The sequence below is a fragment of the Citrobacter sp. RHBSTW-00570 genome (assembly GCF_013739755.1).
Classification (GTDB): Bacteria; Pseudomonadota; Gammaproteobacteria; order Enterobacterales; family Enterobacteriaceae; genus Citrobacter; species Citrobacter braakii.
The window spans coordinates 2,789,041-2,808,126 of the sequence record NZ_CP056399.1; the positions used below are offsets into that span (position 1 = coordinate 2,789,041).

The window sequence follows — 19,086 nt, forward strand, 5'->3', positions numbered from 1 at the left end:
CGTTAGAGATCTCTGAATCGATTGAAGTCTAAGGTTGTCAGGACTGCAACAGCAGCTCTGTGGCAATGGCAGACTGGCAACGAACGAATCAGAGAGCAGATGCCGTTCTTACTACAAAACAGTGGTCAAATTTCTTGACCAATCCCAGGAAAGAAATCTTCAGCAACTCTATTAAATTGCATTAGTCAATCCTGAAACTGAAAGCCTGCATCGATAATAGATCCATATAGAGTATTTACCAGCCCAAAAGCCCTAACGGCACAATATGGTTGTGGAATACCTCAGTGGGATGAAACAAAGGAAACAAAGCAATTCAATACCCGGCTAACCTCACGATTTTTAAGCCATATCATCATAGTATTGACATTACCAATGTGAGGAGTAATAGAGTGGCACCGTATGGGGAAGCTCGTTTCATACTGTTTGACGACGCTCTCAGGCAATAATGCAATGCCCATTCCGGCACTTACGCAACCAAGTATTGCCTGAAAAGAACCAAACTCCAGCGGGTCGTCATAATCGACATTTTGTAGCCGTAACCATTGCCCAAGCCGGGAACGATAATTACATCCTTTCACAAAGACGAGCGGCCTTGTCACCTCCAGATCGGCTCCCGTCACGACATCACCATGCTCTGCGGCCGTAACCAGAACCAGGGTTTCCTGACACAGCACCTGCGTTTGTAGCCTTGAATTGTCTACGTGCAACGCCTTGTGGTCAGCGACGAAGGCAATTTCAAGTTCACTATTCTGGATCTGACGAACTAACACATCTGTCGGTGACGTTTTTAAGTTTAATTCTACGGAGGGCATTTCACGGTGGAAGTTTGCCAGCAAAGCAGGAAGTCGGACGGCGGCAGTGGTTTCCATTGCGCCAATGCGCAGAGGGCCAGCCGCTTTCGTTCCCTGCATAGACAACTCGGCTTCGTCTAAAAGCGCGAGGATTTTGTTAGCGTAACGCAGAAGCAGTTCACCTTCAGGGGTGATGTGAAGACGATTCTTCTCGCGAACAAACAACGAAACATCCAGGCTGGACTCCAGTTGCTTGAGCCGCGTCGTGACGTTTGAAGAAACGCAGTGCAGATTACGGGCTGCTGCGGTGATAGAGCCGGTTTCCGCGACGGTTTTAAACAAATTTAATGAGGTACTGTTCATCGTGTCTGTCACTCAAAGTGAAGGTTTTCGTCATTTTTATTAACTTTTTATTATCATTTCTTTATGTAACATAACAATCAAATCTGATTGACATATTGAGCCTGAAAAATGGATCTTGATCACAATGTTATTGGCCATCGCCAGTTGAGCACGGCTGTCTTCGGTATGATTGTTTTAACGCTGGGGATGGGAATTGGTCGGTTTTTATATACTCCGATGCTGCCGGTCATGTTGCATGAAGGCATTTTTAATTTTTCGCAATTATCGTTAATCGCAAGCGCGAATTACGCCGGATACCTGGTTGGCAGCCTCCTGTTCTCGTTTGGTATTTTTGGTGGCCTGAAGAATATCAAAACGATGTTAATTTGTGCTGCATTAGTCACCGGCCTGCTTATTTTTGCGATGGCAGTAGTCACGCACCCTGATATAGTAATTGTTATTCGATTTTTCGCCGGTGTTGCCAGCGCAGGCATGATGATATTCGGGTCGATGCTTATGCTACAGCATACCCATAATCCGTTTGTCATTGCTTCTTTGTTTGCCGGCGTCGGGGTGGGTATTTTTATAGGCAATGAATATGTTATAGCCGGTATCGCATATGCATTAAATTCAAAGCTACTATGGATCGGCGCGTCAATCATTTCAGCTGTACTCTTCATCGCGCTGATTATCTTGCTGCCTGCAAATAAACACGTTCTACCTCCTCAGAAAAAAGCTTCGTCATCCGAGCCGAACATCCAGTGGTGGAATTTAGCATTGTTATATGGACTGGCAGGCTTCGGTTATATCATTGTAGCTACTTATCTCCCTTTAATGGCCCGGGGAGTGGGTAATGAATTTCTGGCCAACCATATCTGGTCTATTGTTGGCCTTGCCGTTATCCCAGGATGCTATGGTTGGTTATGGGCTGCACGCAAGTGGAGCATATTGTCCTGCCTGAGTGTTAACTTAATTGTGCAGGCGAGCTGCGTTGTGATGGCCTCGTTTATCCATTCCCCGCTTTTATTGACCTTGAGTTGTATTGGCTTTGGTGCAACTTTCATGGGAACCAGTTCTCTCGTTATGCCACTCGCGAAAAAGATTTCTGCACCACAGAAAATTAATCTTCTGGGTCTGGTGACGTTAACATATGGCATTGGGCAAATTGCCGGACCATTAATCGTGAGTGCGTTTCAGAACAATAAAAACGGGATGACTATTTCAATATTATCTGGCGCTTGTGCGTTATTTATCGCAGCAGGGATTAGCTATGTTCAACACAGCAAAGTTAAATACTCTCAAAGTTGGAGCAAAGAATGAAAAAGACAACCGTTGCTATTATAGGAATGGGGCCTCGGGGGCTTAGTATTCTGGAAAGGATTTGTGCTCAGCATGCACAACGTAAACAGAATGAACATATTAATATTGTTATCGTTGATAAAAATGCGATGGGTGTAGGTGCGCACAGTTTATCGCAGCCCGACCATTTATTGGTTAACACCGTTGCTTGCCAGATAACATTATTTGGTGATGCGACGGTAAAAAATGCCGGATCTTTCCGTTCAGGGCCATGTTTTCATCAGTGGGCTAATGAGCAGGGCTATAAAAATGTTGATGGCCGTTATTTAAAAGACGTGGCTGGCAAACCAATTGACGCCAACGATTATTTACCTCGTCGATTATTAGGTGAATACTTAAATTGGTTTTATCACGAAATTATCAAAAGTTTGCCTGACAATATCTCGGTTACACAGATAAATCAGCAGGCCAACAACATTCTGATTCAGGACGATGCGAAGTCTATTATTGTCTTGGAAGACAGTCAGCGTGTGGTGGCCGATTACGTCTATTTAACCACTGGTCACAGCGACAACGCCAAAACGTTTGACGATCATCTTGTTGAACGATTTATTGCCAATAATTATAAGAAAAATGAACGCCTGGACTACTATTCGACTCCTTATCCAATAAATAATTTGAATAAAATAACAGCGGAATCAAATGTGATTGTTCAGGGTATTGGTCTGACTGCCTATGATGTCATTTCGCAACTCACTATCGGCAGGGGTGGAAAATTTAGCCGGGAAGATGGTGAGCTTCGCTATCATCCTTCCGGAAAAGAACCGGGTATTTTTATCTATTCACGTAAGGCTCTACCTTTTAGCAGTCGCGGCGCGAATCAAAAAGGCGTTTCTGGGCAGTACTCCCCACGCTTCTTAACGGCAATGGCTATCAGAGAATTGCGGTTGAAAAATGTGTTTGAGAAAGGATCTTCAAAAATCGATTTTCTTGAACAAGTTTTCCCCTTACTGCATAAAGAAATGTGTTATGCCTATCGTTCAACCCTAAATGGGCAGTGGTTAGATGCTGGCTCTTATGAACCGAGCGCTGAAGACATCGCGGTAATTGACAGTGTGCTTTATCCACATCAATCGCAGGAACATCTGAGTTTAAAGGATTATACTCAATGGTTTATGTATTTCCTGCGTAAAGATCTCCAGGAGTCTGAGGAGGGCAATGTCCATGGCCCGATCAAAGCGGCGACAGACATTATTCGTGATGTCAGGGATATTTTACGAGAAGCGATTGATAATTCAGGGCTTGAATCGCGGTCACATCAGTATTTCCTTGAGCATTTTAATCCTATTTTTAACCGCATTGCCGTTGGCCCGCCGAAGTTAAGAAATGAACAACTATTAGCATTAATGGAAGCGAATGTGGTGAGTCTGGCCGGTGGTAAAGATTCAAGGTTAGTATTGAACGACTGCGAAGGAAAATTCGAAGTTCACTCACCTTTTAAAGAAGAGAGTACTGAGATTCAGGCTGATGTTTTAATCAAGGCGAAAATTGCCAGTTTTTCGCCACTACATGACGCTTCACCGTTAATCAGAAATATGACAGCCAATGGTATTGTTCGTCCATTTATGAATGAGGGGTATCACCCGGGTGGGCTGGATATCGATCAATGCCAGCATCCTATTAATCGCATGGGGGAAGCGCAGACGGCTTTTTGGGTGCTGGGCAATCCTGCGGAAGGCGCGAATTTTTACACCTACGTCCTGCCACGTCCGCTGGTTAATTCAAGATTCCTGGTTGATGCAGGCCGTTGTGTCGCAGATATGTATCATCAAATGATGGTGCGGCAGGCTCAGCCAGAGGTAGCGATAAATGCAGACTGAGCAAATCCAGGCCCGTGGCAAGGCGTGGCAATCATTGCAACCTGCGTTAGCGATAACATCATTGCTGGTATTTCTGTTCGCTTGTGCGTTGACGGATAAACATGCGGCGATGTCGGCTATTGCGGGAGTTACCGCCGTGCTCTACTTCGCATCGACATTTGCTTTCTGGTCAAAAAAATCATCCGCCAGAAGTGGTGTGATTATTTTTCTCTGCTCGATGATGTTTCTTCTTGCTACAAACAACCTGAAAGGCATTGCGCCCCCTGCAATTTTTTCGCGATATTTTGATGTGATTTTACTGCTTGTTGGTATTGCCTTATTACGACAAGTCATGGCCTCTCTTAATTTTACAGCTGTTCTGGGAGGATATTTTTCGCGTAGAAAAACATCGAACATGACTTTTGGGGTTACGTTATTGACGGCGTTCTTAACATGGCCAATGAGTCTGGGGGCAATATCATTGCTGCTCGATGGCCTCAAGTCAGTTATTGGGCCAAGATTCAACCTGGCAAAGATTATTACGCGCACCGTATGCATTACGATGGTACTGATGCCAACCACCATCGGCGCTGCTGCCGTTTGGGCGGCAATGCCTGACGTACCGCATCTTAAGGCGATGCTGGTGGGTATCCCTCTCTTTTTATTCAGTATCTTGTTCAACCAAAGCGCAAAAGTGACGGTAATCGCTGAAAACGAGACGGTGACACCCAGCCGTGATGGGATGCGGTATATCCTGCTATGTGTAGGTCTGTTCTGGGGAGTATTCATTTTTTCATTAACGGTACTGAATCTTAATTCACTGCAAAGTATTGCCTTTACAGCAGTTGTGCTCTTTGTTGTCGATCATCTGGTTAAAAAGGATAAACCCTGGGCTGAGCAATTAACTGAATCAGCACAGAATATATCCGGTGAGGTATTGCTGCTTTTAAGCTGTAGTGTGTTGACCTCAGTTTGTTGGCTGCTTTTTTCCCATGTACCTGAGGGTATCACTGCTTATGTTGGCGGGCTGACAACGTTGCAGATCTACGCGATTATTTTGTTCATCGTACCGCTTTTTGGTTTATTAGGTATCCATCCACTGATTATCTTTAGTATCGCATGGTCGATATTTTCTGATTATCTTACGGGGGGGATGGTTGATTATCAGATATGGATTTGCTTATTTATTGCAACTCAGCTTATTTCTCCCGTATCGATCAATGCTATTTTCGCCGCAAACAGTCTGAATGTATCACCCAGTAACACCAGTTTTAAAATGCACTACGGTTATGTTCTATCGTTTAATCTCTTTGCACTTGTTTATCTTGGTGCAATGTCAAAAATCATCTAATAAAAGGAGTTCATATGCCCTACGTAAATATTAAAATTACTAATGAAGGTGCTACCGATCAGCAAAAGAAAAAATTAATGGAGGGAGTGACACAACTATTGGTTGATGTCCTGAATAAAAACCCCAGCACAACCATCGTGGTCATTGATGAAGTGGTGACTGATAACTGGGGAATTGGTGGCGTGCCAGTGACGGAGTTACGTAAAAAAAGCAAGTAGAGTTATTTAAAAAGTAAGGAGCCTGCCTCCTTACTTTTGCCCATAGATTATCAGTATAAAAGAGCCTGCAATATTATTTATTGTTGGATATGCATTTCATATCTTATAAGTAGACTGCTCAAACTACCGTATTAAGGACGTTATCTATGCACGCCTATCATCATATTCGACTGGGGAAGACTTCAGCGAAAGTCAAAAATAGTTTTGATGAATTACTACCCGATCCATGGCTTAAGGCTGAAGATGGTATTTTTCGGTTCAGAAGTTACATGCAGGCCAGGGCCGGACGTGAAAAGTATTTTGATCTGTGCGCAGTGGGTGAGTTTTTTCAAGCGGAAAAACTGAACAATTACGCTGGCGGTATTGCAAGAAAATACCCAGAAATAAAACAAGACGTTGCTGAAGAAGTGATGAATCTGGTGTTTCGAAAGCTTTTACCATTGCTTCCAGACACGACTTACAATATTGGCATTCATCAAATAAGAATAACGACAGATGACCGAAGGCCTGGATATCCCGCTCCAGAGGGTATTCATAAAGATGGTTTTAAGTACATTGCAATCTATTGCAGCGAAATTGAGAATGTGACTGGTGGAGAAACCACGCTTATTCCTAATCATGATGGGGGCAGTGATGCCTCTACGTTCAAACTGCATGCGGGCGATGCAGTAATATTCAATGATGTGAATTATCAGCATTATACCGCGGCAGTGGTTCCTTTGTTGCCAGGAAAAGGTTATCGGGATGTATTTGTCATTACATTTGATATTGAATGAGAAAAACAATGAATATCTTGCTGTGTCCACCAAAAATTATTTTTCAGCACTCACGTGAAGAGTGGCAGTCATTGCAATCAGAGGCCCCGGTTCTGATTGCAACGTGCGCAAGCCAGATCGATAATATTCTTGATCATATGGGGGCAGGTTTTTCTTTCCTTTTTTATGAAAACTTTAATGATAATCCCTTCGTGGAAATGGATATTTACCACTACGCCCAGGACAATAAAGCAACGGGTATCTTTTACCTCGCCGAAATCGATGTTCTGAGGGCCGCGCGAATCAGCGATCGTCTGGGTTTGACACACGACCGTGAAAAAAAGGCCATGTTCTTCCGTGATAAATTTATGATGAAATCGCTTGTTCAGTCTCATCAGTTACCGGTTCCTGCTATGGCACGCGTCGACAGTGCGACTGCGATGGCGCGATTCATTGCCGAACAGGGATATCCCTGCGTCATCAAACCTAATGATGGGCGTGGATCACAGGGCGTGGTGGTTCTTAAAAATGAAGGCCAGCTTTATAAATATCTGGCGCAGGTTAAGCCGCCAGAGTATCACAATCTGCTCATTGAAAAATTTATCGAAGGCGAAGCTTATCAAATTAATGCGTTGTATTTAAAAGGAAAGGCGATATTTGTTTCTGCATCTCGTGCAACCGTCTCCTGCCTGGATTTTCTATCCGGGAAAACATTAGGTCTGGTTATGGAAGATGACACGCCGCTGCATCGTAAACTGATTGCCTACACCAAATATCTTGCTGAAGAGGTTTTTCCAACGGAAGAAAACGCATTGCTTCACCTTGAGGTTTTTGTTGATAAAGATAACAACATTATTTTTGGCGAGCTTGCTTGCCGATTAGGTGGCTGCTTTGTCAATGAAGAATTAGGGGCCGCTTTTGGTCTTGATCCTCGAATGACCTGGCTTAAAGCCAGTTTATGCGAAATCTATCCGCAGGATTTATCGCAAAGACAACCCGTTTTACGGGTTGGCCAATTAAATGTGCCGCCTGCACAGGGCACGCTCCTCTCTATTGCGGAAAAATGTCCATTGCCTTTTGTGGTTAAATATCGGGCAACAGGTGTCGTCGGCCGCCAATATGACGCGATGAAATTAACAAATGGCGAGATCGTGAGTGCTATTGTTCAAGCGGAGTCCAGCCGGGAAATACACGAACGTCTTGATGCATTGACCCAATGGGTTGCTGAAAATACCCTTTGGGTTAACGAAACCGTTCACTGAGTATTTAACACTCACGGTAGCCAGGAGAAAGGTGTATGAAATTATTGTTAGGTTTTGCTCTTTGTATCCTGGCTGGGTTGGGTTTTACCTATTGCAACGTTCCGTTAGGTATGATGTTTGGCCCACTTATTACCGTGCTGGTGTTAAAACGTACCGGTCTTTCTGTGCCAGTACTGCCGGGCAGCCTGACGGTGATTCAACTCTCTCTTGGTACGTCAATTGGTCTTTTATTTCGCGATTTTTCTTTTGGGGCGCAAGGAAATATCGCATTTTTACTGGTGTTGTTATTAGTATGCTTATCCCTGCAATTCACCGCATGCTACTTGTGGTGTATTCACCGATTACGCTGGAGTAAGGAAGAGGCGTTATTGGGCGCCGTTCCGGGGGCAATGGCAGCGGTATTAGCGCTAGCGTCCCATGTTAAAACGCCGCCGCAAAAAATTATCATTTCGCACTCGCTACGGCTCATCACATTGACCTTATTTGCCGGATATATTACCGGCGGTGCGCAAACCCATATGGCCATGCCGCCTGTATTGTTTGCAACGACTAATGTGCTCTGGCTATTGGGTATTGTCTTTGCGGGCTATGTGTTGGGCAAATGCCTTGAACGCTTCCACTTTCCTGCGCCCTTTATGATCACGTCGTTGCTTTGTGCAGCACTCCTGCACCCTTTGTCATCTCAGACTGTGTTTTTTCCCGATATTTTCAATCAGTTCAGTATGATCCTGATGGGCATATTACTGGGGCATCATTTTATTGCGTTTACGTTGACTGCATTTTTGCGTCATCTTTGGTCTTCAATACAGCTCATTGCTATTGGACTGGGTGTGACGGTCATGATGGCATTTACAGCGGCGCATCTTCTGGATTATCCATTTTATGTATTGATGCTCTCCTGGGTTCCCGGGAGCGTGGAATCAATGTCCTTTGCGGCACTGGCGCTTAACGCGAATGCGAGTTTTGTGATGGCAAGCCATATTATACGCATGTTGCTCATCCAAACGATCCCTGCAATAGTTATCTACCGCAAAAGAGAGGTTATAGAAGGTAATAGCGCTAAAACCAGTAAGCCGACGAGGCCGCTGTAGGGGGTTATGACCTCCGTTATGAGCATAACGTTCGTTGCGAATTTTATACAGCTCATCATGAACAGCCCGTAGGTGGACAGGGAGATCATTCCGCGGGAGAACGCAAGTGCCATTGCTTTTGGCGAACAAACGTGCGTAGCTGACCACAAAAGCGGTTGTTAACATCTCCTGTTCCATCATCGATTCAGTAGTGATTTCAAACTTGGTCGTACGAAGCCGACGATAAATGTAACTAAGGCTTGTTGTAGTAGGTATTACCTTTATAAGTCTAATCAGACTTTCAATCTCTTTATCGCAACCGCTAATAATCTCCGCCCCTTTCTTCATTATTTGTTCAAAAGGCGCTCTTAGATTAGCTGGTAATTTGCTAAAAAATTCTTCAGAGACGCTGTAATAGTCGTTGCCTTCAAAAATAGGAGGTGGTGACATAGCCATCTGGGTAAACCCTGTGTTGAGAAATTGCACCATTTTCAAACTAACTGGCGGTGTAAGTATTCCTGCAAAACGAATCATTCACTTTTATAGAGCTTCCGACTGACTGCTTTTGTGCTTACGAGACTAACTTCCGCTCCTCGCCCACTACGGACATTCGCTCAGTTAGCTTATCCGATCAGTACCAGAAACAGACGAGCTTGTTCTTACAGAACTTAAACGCGGGTCAGAACATGTCCCATCACGTCAACAAAGCATCTGTCGATGCTCAGCTAGTGGAGATGCAGGAATACCACAAAATCAACAAATGTTTAAAATAATAACTTTGTTTAATTTAAAATAAAGTCATGTTACCGTGCTACTACACTTTCTTTAGGGCAAATCTGACACATGTCTATCGTACGCTACCCCTCGACCAAGCCTTTTCCCTTTTCAGACGCCGTGCAGGTGAACGGGTTTGTTTTTCTTTCAGGCCATGTCGCCATGAGCCCCGAAGGTGAACCGTTGTATGGATCTGTCACCCAGCAGACCCGGCATATCATGCACGCCATCCGGGAAACTCTGGCGCGGGCGCATACGACGCTGAACCACATTGTGAAAGTCCAGGTTTGGTTAAGCAGCATGGAGCACTTTAGCGAATTCAATGTTGCTTACAGCGCGTTCTTCCCGGAAGGTTTCCCCGCAAGGAGCGTCGTCACCAGCCACCTTGCATTTGATTTAGACGTCGAAATAGAAGTCTAGGCCGTTGTCTGATGGAGAGAGCAAAATGAAAGACGAACGTGAACGTTTAATCACTATTTTGACGGCTTCGCTTGAGGCATTGAGAACCACGCTTCCCTTAAACACAGAAGCGGTTCTGCATGACCTTACCCGCCCCGAATCGTCCGTGATAAACATCATTAATGGACACGTCAGCGGCAGGAAACCCGGTGATGCGCTGTTGTCCGGCCCGGAAAATGACACGGGATTTTTAGGTTTACTGGATGCTTCGCAGCGTGTTCCCAGTCAGGTATTCAGTGGATATACCACCACCACTCTCTCTGGCACCACGTTGAATAGCGCATCGACGATTTATTACAGCAAGGACGGCGTGCCGTTAGTGGCTTTTTGCATTAACGTCGATATGGATGTGGTATCAAAACTCAAACGCGACCTGGACTATTTACTCCATCCGGCCGCCGCGGCTGAAACGCCGGAAAATCCGCTAGGTGATATTCAGGATAAATCTCTGGATGACGTTATTTCGAAATTCAGACCCACGGGTTCAGAAAATAAAATTGATTTCAGAAAACGGGTTATTTCTGAAATACATGCTCAGGGCTTTTTCAAGATTAAAGGCAGCGTTAATCATGTCGCTAAAGCGCTGGGCGTCACCCGATACACCGTTTACAACTATCTGGATAAATTAAATGACAAAGTCTGACACCACAGTAATTCCTTTTTATCAGGTTGATGCTTTCACCTCTCAACCTTTTGGCGGCAACCCGGCGGGCGTTTGTCCGTTAACTGCGTGGCTGCCTGACGCTGTTCTGCAAGCCATCGCCACGGAGAATAATCTTTCTGAAACCGCGTTTTTTGTGCCGTTCGAGGAGGGTTATCAACTGCGCTGGTGTACGCCTGCGGTTGAAGTGGATTTGTGCGGTCATGCCACTCTCGCTGCATCCTGGGTGCTGTTCAACAAGCTTGGCTACCAACAAGAAACTATCAGCTTCCACACCCGCAGCGGCCTGTTGACGGTGAGTAAGAACGGGGACGAACTCTGCATGGACTTCCCGGCTAAATCGGCCATAAAGATTGATACTCCTGATGGGCTGCTGGCAGCCCTCGGCATTACCGACGGTGTTATCGGGGTGTGGAAATCGGACGATCTGATTGTACTGGTCGATGACAAAACCATCATCGACGGGCTTAATCCTGACTTCAACAAGCTGGCGGTATTCGACACCCGCGGCGTGATCGTGACCGCCGCTGATAACCAGTTTGATTTTGTGTCCCGTTGGTTCGGCCCGCAGGTCGGCGTGAACGAAGATCCCGTCACCGGGTCGGCACACACTTTCCTCGCCCCGTTCTGGGCGGCGCGTACGGGTAAAAATGTCCTGACCGCTCAACAAGGCGGGAAGCGTAAAGGGGCGTTGCGCTGCGTGGTTCGGGATGACGGGCGCGTGGAATTGCATGGCTTCGCTCGTATGACCATCGAAGGAATATTCCAGTTGTAATGACGATGTATGACCGGAACGGTAACCAGGCATATAATGACCACGCCTTCCAAAGCATGATGTTTATATAAAATAAGAGTTAATAATGACAGCAAACACCAGACTTTCATTGCCAGAGACAATGGCTCTTGGCGGGATGACCCTTGCGCTTTTTTTGGGTGCAGGCAATATTATATTCCCGCCGCTGGTCGGCATGCAGGCTGGCGCAAACGCCTTTAATGCAGGCTTTGGCTTTATCATCACAGCGGTTCTGTTCCCGGCGCTGGCGATTATTTCCCTTGCCATTAATGGCGGTGATATCGCGGAATTAACGAAACCCTTAGGCAAATGGCCGAGCCTGATTTTTATTGGCATTTGCTTTTTAACGCTGGGGGTTTTATTTGGTACGCCACGCACCGCGACGATTAGCTACGAGGTCATCACCGATGGCGCAGCTAGTTCCCTGATGCAGAAGATTATATTTTCCGCCGCGTTCTTTGGCCTTGCTGGCGCGACGCTGGCTAAACCCGGAAAACTGCTGGAAATCGTCGGTTTCTTCCTTTCGCCCATTAAAATTAGTGCCCTGATTTTTATCGGCATATGTGCCTGGTTACATCCGATTGGTGACCTCACGACCGCCACAACCGCGTATCAAACTCGCGCATTCGATACAGGGTTTGTCAACGGTTATCAGACCCTGGATGTGATCAGTGCGCTGTGCTTTGGCGCCATTATCACCCACACGCTTAAGCAGCGCGGGATCCACCATCCGCGGGGCATCTTCACCCATTCCACCGCCGCAGCCTTTATCGCCGCTGCAGGTCTGAACGTGATTTATATCTGCTATCTGTCGATGGGGTCCCACAGCCCGGTGCGGGGCGCAACGAACGGTATGCAGGTGATGAGCGCCTATGTCGAGACTGTTTTTGGCGTTTATGGCCGGGTGTTGTTGGCGGCGATCATTACCCTCGCCTGTCTGGTCACGGCCATTGGTCTGACGACCGGAACGGCGCGCTATTTCAACCAGACGACCGGTGCGTCTTATGGGCTGCTGGTGACGCTCTCCCTGATGGTGTCAGCAGCACTTGCCGTGCTGGGACTGAATTCCCTCACCGCAATGGCGGTTCCCGTGCTGTGCGCCATTTACCCGGCTGCGCTGGTCGTGATCGCGCTGGGCATCGTTAGAAAATGGACAGAAGTGCCGACGAATCTGTATCAGTTGCTTTTCTATAGCGCCCTGGCAGTGGGAATAATGAGCTTGTTTGTAAAATCCTGAATGAACAGCCGCAAGTTCGGAAGATGTCTTTTCATTTTCGCTCAAAGCAGACCAGGCAATCAGTTGGCCTGTCTGCTTCGAGCCAGAAGCTAACATCGATAAAAAATAACTTAATGGTCGAGCTCCACCAACTTCAGACCTTAGATTGCGTATTCAAAGTTTGAGGGTAAGACAGTCACAACGGACATGTAGACTTAACAGGCCGTATATATTACAAATTTAAGATCATTTTTCTCTCATAAAGTAAGGGCCTCTCCCATGTCTTTAATCATACGACAAGCAACATCAGCCGATTCGGGATTACTAAATGAGCTTGGCTACCGCTTCTATACTGCGCACTTTAAGCATATGTGGAAGTCAGAATCAGAATTTGATAATTATTTGGAGGGTGAATATTCACTTCCCGTTATTGAGCAGAGTATTAATGATAAAAACATTAGCTGGTATATAGTTGAAATCGAGCAGCCGATTGGTTTTGTGAAGCTGACATGGCAAGCAACTATCCCGAATACAGACATCAGCGGTGTTTTACTTAATAAACTCTACCTTGCCCCAACCAAAACGAATCAGCATTACGGTCAACTAATGTTTAATAAAGTCATAGATCTTGCCCGAAGTCAGGGGAAAAAATATTTATGGCTGGAGGTTCTTGAACAAAATGAACGTGCTCAAAAATTCTATAAAAAGCAGGGAATGAAACACATCAGCGACATCATTTTCGAAACAAATTCACAGAGGAGCATACTCAAGTTAATGGGGATGTGTATATAAGGCCCGCTCCTCGCTCAGATCAGTTACCCTGACACGTGTGCAGCCTGGCCTTCATTCATAAATTCTCAGTGTATCGATAACTGCTCGCAGAGCGGGAGACACATTGCGGTGCGGATAATAGAGAAATGAGCCTTCCAGGCGTTGACTGTAGCGTTGTAAAACTCTGATGAGCGAACCCTCTTCTAAATCATCGGACACCAGTTCTTCCGGAACATAAGCCAGCCCCAGCCCCAGTCTGGCGGCTTTGGCTTCCATATAACTGTCAGCAAAAGCCCATTGTCCCTGCGGCTGATGAGTTATTTTTTTACCATCCTGTTGAAGCTCCCATGTATAGAGGCTTCCATCGCCAAATTGATAAGCGATGCAGGGATGAACCGCCAAATCTGCCGGGACTTGTGGAAAGCCATAGCGGCGAAAGTGTTCTGGCGTACCAACAATGGCCATCTCCATGTCGGGGGAAATACGGACCGCTATCATGCCACCGCCAACTTCCGGTCCGAGACGTACACCGGCATCGAATCTTTCCGCAATAATATCGACAAACCGACTTTCGCTGATGAGTTCCAGTCGGATGTCAGGATAGCGTTGCTTAAACACCGCAAGCTTTGGCAGGAGCAGTTTATCAATAGCGTGCTGACTGGCATTAATCCGTACCGTACCTGACGGGGACTGGCGATAATGGGCCAGCGTGGCAAGCCCCATATCTAAAGCGTCGAATCCTGACTCAATGGTCCGGTAGAGTTGTTCGCCGGCATGGGTGAGCGATAGCCTACGCGTAGTGCGAGCCAGAAGCTGAACGCCCAGTCTTTCTTCAAGTTCGCGTAAAGAACGGCTTATACCTGATTGTGCCAGGCCGAGTCGTTGCGCCGCAGCGGTAAAACTCCCTTCCCGCACCACCTGCATGAACAGGTATAAATCATTATAGTTTTCCCGTTTCGCCATCACGTTTCCCTCGCTATCGCATCACCATTTAGAACAATATGGTATTAATTCTAGCAATTTTACCCCTCTAATAAGCACTATTACTGCTCACTATAATGCTCACATTGCAACAAAGCACAGCAGTGTTGTCCGTATGAAACCTGTATCTATCACGTTATATGAGGGGATTTTGATGACTGCCTTCACCAAAAAACTGACAGCCGCGATACCAGCCATGCTGCTCTGCGCATCATTAAGTGGAGTTACAACGATGAGTTATGCCAATACAACCAATCCGAACGCGCCAGTTTCAATGGTCGAGACATGGGATAAAACCTTCGCTAAAAGTACGAAAGTTAATCACCGTAAAGTGACCTTTCAGAACCGCTTCGGGATCACCCTGGTCGGTGATCTCTACATTCCAAAGGATCGCGGCGAGCGCAAACTGGCTGCCATTGCCATCAGCGGGCCTTTCGGCGCGGTGAAAGAGCAGTCCAGCGGTCTGTATGCGCAGACGTTGGCTGAGCAGGGATTTGTTACCTTGGCTTTTGACCCTTCATATACGGGGGAAAGCGGTGGCTATCCACGTAACGTTGCCTCTCCGGATATCAACACCGAGGATTTCAGCGCGGCTGTTGATTTCCTTGGCCTGCAAAATGAGGTTGATCGAAATCGTATCGGATTACTGGGTATCTGCGGATGGGGCGGGATGGCCTTAAACGACGCCGCGATGGATACCCGCGTGAAAGCGGTGGCGACCAGCGTGATGTATGACATGAGCCGTGCGATGGGGCATGGCGTAGGTGATGGTAAAGACCGTTATACCACTGCGGATCGTCGCGCCGTATTACAGTATCTGAACGCACAGCGCTGGGAAGATGCGAAGAACGGAGCTTTCGCGCCCGGCGGGCATGACATTTATGTTGATGAAAAGGGGAACGTCAGTACGTCGAAACGTATTCTGCCAGAAACGTTACCCGCAAATCCCAATCCGGTTCTGAAAGAATTCTTTGATTATTATCGCATGCCGCGTGGTTTCCATGCGCGTTCGGTCAACTCAACTGGGGCCTGGAATGCGACGATGCCGCTGTCATTTATGAATATGCCGCTGCTGAGCTACGCCAATGAAGTCACTATCCCCACGCTTATCGTGACCGGCGAAAAAGCCCATTCACGCTATTTTGCTGAAGATGCCTTTAGGGCGATCGGCAGCAATAAGAAAGAGCTGGTGATTGTCCCGGGGGCAAATCATGTTGATCTGTACGACAACGTTGCGGGTAAGATTCCGTTTGCTAAATTTGAGCAGTTTTTCAATACCAACCTAAGATAACCGCCCCAAGCCGCCTGATATTTGCAGGCGGCTGTAAATCGCCTGCAGATCATTTTCATCCATGTTTTGACGTGATTTCCTGAATGACGTCTGTCCGGACTGCGCCTGAACCTGGCCGATTCGATATTAAGAGATCTGATAATGTCCACAGTAAGACTAAAACCGCATTACGAAAAAAAGCATGCGCATTGGGGGGGCGTGTTTGCCATGACGCTGTGCGTGTTTGTGGTGATCGCTTCCGAGTTTATGCCGGTCAGCCTGCTTACGCTTATTGCCAGTGATTTACACATTACCGAAGGCCTAGCTGGCCAGGGAATTGCAATCTCTGGCGCGCTGGCGGTCATTACCAGCCTGACTATCTCCCATATTGCCGGAGATCTGAACCGAAAACATCTCCTGCAGGGGCTGACGGTTTTAATGGCCATATCGGGGATAGTCGTCGCCCTGGCACCCAGCTACCCGGTTTATATCCTGGGGAGGGCCCTGCTTGGGGTGGTCATTGGTGGATTCTGGTCCATGTCTGCTGCAACCGCCATTCGGCTCGTTCCGCAGCATCAGGTTCCCCGCGCGCTGGCGATTTTTAACGGTGGGAACGCGCTGGCTACCGTTGTAGCGGCACCGCTTGGCAGCTATCTGGGGACGACCGTGGGCTGGCGAGGGGCTTTTTTATGCCTCGTTCCCCTGGCTATAGCCGCATTCATCTGGCAGTGGGTCAGCCTGCCATCGATGGAAAGCGATAAAAAACAAAAATCCCAGAGATCTATGCATCGTCTGTTCCGCATCACCATTGTCCCTGCGGGACTTCTGGCCTGCGGATTCTTCTTCATGGGGCAATTTGCCTTATTTACCTACGTGCGCCCCTTTCTTGAGACCGTAACCCGCGTAGGCCCTTCTGGTCTCTCTCTGATTTTGCTCGCAATAGGCGTGGCTGGTTTTGTCGGCACACTGGCCGTATCAATATTCCTGAACACAAGTTTTTATCAGACTTTAATCATGATCCCCCTGCTTATGGCAGCAACTGCCGGGGCGTTACTACTGGTTGGACACAGCATCTGGGCTGTTGCCGTATTGCTCAGCCTGTGGGGACTACTAGCAACGGCTGCGCCAACGGGATGGTGGACATGGATAGCGCGGGCACTACCCGAAGATGCAGAGGCGGGTGGTGGCTTAATGGTTGCGGTGATCCAGCTATCAATTGCCCTGGGTTCAACGGCAGGTGGGTTGGTATTCGACACTCTGGGATGGCGCAGTACTTTTGGCTTGAGTGGTTTCTTACTTCTGGCGGCGGCAGCAATGACGATTGTCACATCCCGTCAAAACAGCAAAGCAAACTAGAACTATCCATTCATTTCTGGCGTGCTCTCTGTCATGGCATACGGCAGAGAGCCGAGTGTCCGCCCTCGCTGATCGCGGGCTTTTAGCCCAGTTATCTTCTATTTTTTCACCAAATATTTTCGCATCAGTGCATTTTGTAATGTCACTCCGCGACAGGCAGGAAACCCACGTTCCACAACATGAAAGCCGTGTCGTAGAAAGAACGCCTCCGCAGCCTTACTGACATTTGAAGTCAGTTCGCCAATTCCACGTTGTCTGGCTTCTTCATGAATGCGATTCATCAGTAGTGTCCCTACTCCCTGTCTCGGGTAGGTTCCCGAGACAAAGAAATGGTCAATGTACCCATTTGGCTGAACATCTGCATATCCAGCTATTTCACCATCCACTTCAACAACAAAGGGGCGTAATTCCTTCATATGATTGGCCCATTGTTCCGGGTCGATATCCGTTGGGGCCCACGCATCTATTTGTTCCTGTGTGTAGTAATGTGATGCGAGGGTATGTACAGAAGATAAAAAGACGCTGAATAACGAAATTTCATCTCCATTACTAAACCTTCTGATTTTCATAAGACCTCGTCAGGAGAGTGACTTGTAGAACAATACCATTTTTGGTGTAGCAGAGCGTCAGCACCTCGTGGTGAGTTTAATGGGTCAATGCAACGCTATTCTTAATCAAGGGAGATGCTCAGGCAACGCCGTTGAGTCAACATCAAACCATCGGCCTGTGGCGGTAATGTCGCTACGCCACGGGTAAGGCTTTTTCCAGTTGAGTATGTAATATTGACTTATTGTGTAAAAAGATTACTTTTCAGGACATGAAGAAGATACTCATTATTGTTCCCGATGGCGGTATGCTGTTTGAGTCCGCCGGTATTGCCGACATTCTGATGCAGGCCAACCGCCTGCATCCCAAAGGCGCTACGGAGACGTGTTACCAGGTTCAGTTAGCGACAACGCAACCGCATCAGGTGATCCATGGTCAGTCCGGCCTAAATCTACTGGCAGATCACCGCCTGCATGAGATAGATCCTCGCGAACCTCTCGATACCATCATCATCACTGGCAGAGGTCAAAACCCGCAGGAAGGGATTGCGGTGGTTGACTGGCTACGCCTTGCCGCTCCCCACGCCCGCCGCATTGCATCCATTTGCGGCGGCGCGATGCTGCTGGCAGAAACCGGGCTGCTGGACGGCAGACGAGCCACCACCCACTGGAAGCTACTGGAAACCATGCAGGCAGAATTCCCAAAGGTGCGCGTCGAAAGCGGTCCGCTCTATATCCAGGACGAACACATCTGGACATCAGGTGGCGTCAGTTCCGGCTTTGACCTGACGTTAGCGTTAGTTGAAGAGGATTACGGCTTCAGTCTGGCGCGCGACGTCGCTCAGGATTTCGTCATGTACCTGCGCCGTCCCGGGGGACAACTCCAGTTTAGCCGCTACAACCTTCAGCAGACCAGTACCCTGGGCCCGATTAACGGTCTGCTCGCCTGGCTGCTTGAGAACCTCACCGCCGATCTGAGTGTGGATAAACTGGCGGAAAAAGTCGCCATGAGCCCACGTAATTTCACCCGCGTGTTTACCCGAGAAACGGGCGTATCACCGGCACGCTACGTGGCCGAAGCCCGTCTGGCCGCTGCCCGACAGCGTCTGGAGCAGACCAACGAGACACTGGAGCGTATCGCCGAACAAACAGGATTTGGCAGCAGCATTAACCTGCGACGGCTGTTTGAAAAACAGCTTCACCTGACGCCTGGTGAATATCGCCAGCGCTTTCACTGTCGTAAAATGGCGTAAAGTGATCCTTTTTTGTCATTTACGCCAACTCGTGACCGGCCTAAATTGACTCCAGAGACA

General features: G+C 47.5%; 18 protein-coding genes. 15 read left to right on the plus strand and 3 right to left on the minus strand.

Annotation, left to right across the window (positions count from 1 at the left end):
- Nucleotides 1-281: 281 nt before the first annotated feature.
- Entirely contained in the window at nt 282-1,154 is an 873-nt protein-coding gene (locus tag HV237_RS13280; RefSeq protein ID WP_016152964.1) for a LysR family transcriptional regulator, read from the minus strand.
- 108 nt (nt 1,155-1,262) lie between these two features.
- On the opposite strand from HV237_RS13280, the gene HV237_RS13285 reads away from it, so the two are divergent.
- From HV237_RS13285 to HV237_RS13340, 12 genes are all read left to right on the plus strand, one after another.
- The gene (locus tag HV237_RS13285) at nt 1,263-2,453 is read left to right on the plus strand and encodes an MFS transporter (protein ID WP_046276354.1); all 1,191 of its coding nucleotides are present in this window, start codon (nt 1,263-1,265) and stop codon (nt 2,451-2,453) included.
- Nucleotides 2,450-4,312, plus strand: a complete 1,863-nt coding sequence (locus HV237_RS13290) for an FAD/NAD(P)-binding domain-containing protein (protein WP_049040505.1) — start codon at nt 2,450-2,452, stop codon at nt 4,310-4,312. The genes HV237_RS13285 and HV237_RS13290 overlap by 4 nt, the downstream gene beginning before the upstream one ends.
- On the plus strand, nt 4,302-5,642 hold the full coding sequence (locus tag HV237_RS13295) for a hypothetical protein (RefSeq protein ID WP_047358839.1): 1,341 nt from the start codon (nt 4,302-4,304) through the stop codon (nt 5,640-5,642). The genes HV237_RS13290 and HV237_RS13295 overlap by 11 nt, the downstream gene beginning before the upstream one ends.
- Before the next feature lie 14 nt (nt 5,643-5,656).
- Nucleotides 5,657-5,860 carry a 4-oxalocrotonate tautomerase family protein gene (locus HV237_RS13300; RefSeq protein ID WP_047358840.1) on the plus strand — a complete coding sequence of 68 codons (204 nt, stop codon included), beginning with the start codon at nt 5,657-5,659 and terminating at the stop codon, nt 5,858-5,860.
- A 146-nt stretch (nt 5,861-6,006) separates the two neighbouring features.
- Nucleotides 6,007-6,636 carry a 2OG-Fe dioxygenase family protein gene (locus HV237_RS13305; protein WP_047358841.1) on the plus strand — a complete coding sequence of 210 codons (630 nt, stop codon included), beginning with the start codon at nt 6,007-6,009 and terminating at the stop codon, nt 6,634-6,636.
- An 8-nt stretch (nt 6,637-6,644) separates the two neighbouring features.
- Nucleotides 6,645-7,877, plus strand: coding sequence for an ATP-grasp domain-containing protein (locus HV237_RS13310; RefSeq protein WP_047358842.1), 1,233 nt, complete (start codon nt 6,645-6,647; stop codon nt 7,875-7,877).
- A 35-nt stretch (nt 7,878-7,912) separates the two neighbouring features.
- Nucleotides 7,913-8,968: an AbrB family transcriptional regulator gene (locus HV237_RS13315; protein WP_016152957.1), complete on the plus strand. Its 1,056-nt coding sequence runs from the start codon at nt 7,913-7,915 to the stop codon at nt 8,966-8,968.
- 822 nt (nt 8,969-9,790) lie between these two features.
- Nucleotides 9,791-10,141 (plus strand): RidA family protein, encoded by a 351-nt coding sequence (locus HV237_RS13320; RefSeq protein ID WP_047358843.1) that lies wholly within the window; start codon nt 9,791-9,793, stop codon nt 10,139-10,141.
- Between the two features lie 25 nt (nt 10,142-10,166).
- Nucleotides 10,167-10,823, plus strand: a complete 657-nt coding sequence (locus tag HV237_RS13325; protein ID WP_047358844.1) for a PAS domain-containing protein — start codon at nt 10,167-10,169, stop codon at nt 10,821-10,823.
- Nucleotides 10,810-11,616, plus strand: coding sequence for a PhzF family phenazine biosynthesis protein (locus HV237_RS13330; RefSeq protein WP_047358845.1), 807 nt, complete (start codon nt 10,810-10,812; stop codon nt 11,614-11,616). The genes HV237_RS13325 and HV237_RS13330 overlap by 14 nt, the downstream gene beginning before the upstream one ends.
- 85 nt (nt 11,617-11,701) lie before the next feature.
- A complete protein-coding gene (gene brnQ / locus HV237_RS13335; RefSeq protein WP_047358846.1) occupies nt 11,702-12,871 on the plus strand; it encodes a branched-chain amino acid transport system II carrier protein in 1,170 nt (389 codons plus the stop codon).
- A gap of 258 nt (nt 12,872-13,129) precedes the next feature.
- Nucleotides 13,130-13,642 (plus strand): GNAT family N-acetyltransferase, encoded by a 513-nt coding sequence (locus tag HV237_RS13340; RefSeq protein WP_047358847.1) that lies wholly within the window; start codon nt 13,130-13,132, stop codon nt 13,640-13,642.
- A 51-nt stretch (nt 13,643-13,693) separates the two neighbouring features.
- Here HV237_RS13340 and HV237_RS13345 read toward each other — a convergent pair whose 3' ends face one another.
- Entirely contained in the window at nt 13,694-14,584 is an 891-nt protein-coding gene (locus HV237_RS13345; RefSeq protein ID WP_047358848.1) for a LysR family transcriptional regulator, read from the minus strand.
- A 172-nt stretch (nt 14,585-14,756) separates the two neighbouring features.
- On the opposite strand from HV237_RS13345, the gene HV237_RS13350 reads away from it, so the two are divergent.
- Both HV237_RS13350 and HV237_RS13355 read left to right on the plus strand, forming a co-directional pair.
- The gene (locus HV237_RS13350) at nt 14,757-15,893 is read left to right on the plus strand and encodes an alpha/beta hydrolase (protein ID WP_047358849.1); all 1,137 of its coding nucleotides are present in this window, start codon (nt 14,757-14,759) and stop codon (nt 15,891-15,893) included.
- Between the two features lie 141 nt (nt 15,894-16,034).
- Nucleotides 16,035-17,228, plus strand: a complete 1,194-nt coding sequence (locus HV237_RS13355; RefSeq protein WP_047358850.1) for an MFS transporter — start codon at nt 16,035-16,037, stop codon at nt 17,226-17,228.
- A 98-nt stretch (nt 17,229-17,326) separates the two neighbouring features.
- On the opposite strand, the gene HV237_RS13360 is transcribed toward HV237_RS13355, so the two are convergent.
- Nucleotides 17,327-17,797, minus strand: coding sequence for a GNAT family N-acetyltransferase (locus HV237_RS13360; RefSeq protein ID WP_019076706.1), 471 nt, complete (start codon nt 17,795-17,797; stop codon nt 17,327-17,329).
- A 248-nt stretch (nt 17,798-18,045) separates the two neighbouring features.
- Between HV237_RS13360 and HV237_RS13365 the strand changes: the two genes are divergently transcribed.
- The gene (locus tag HV237_RS13365) at nt 18,046-19,026 is read left to right on the plus strand and encodes a helix-turn-helix domain-containing protein (RefSeq protein WP_047358851.1); all 981 of its coding nucleotides are present in this window, start codon (nt 18,046-18,048) and stop codon (nt 19,024-19,026) included.
- Nucleotides 19,027-19,086 lie beyond the last annotated feature (60 nt).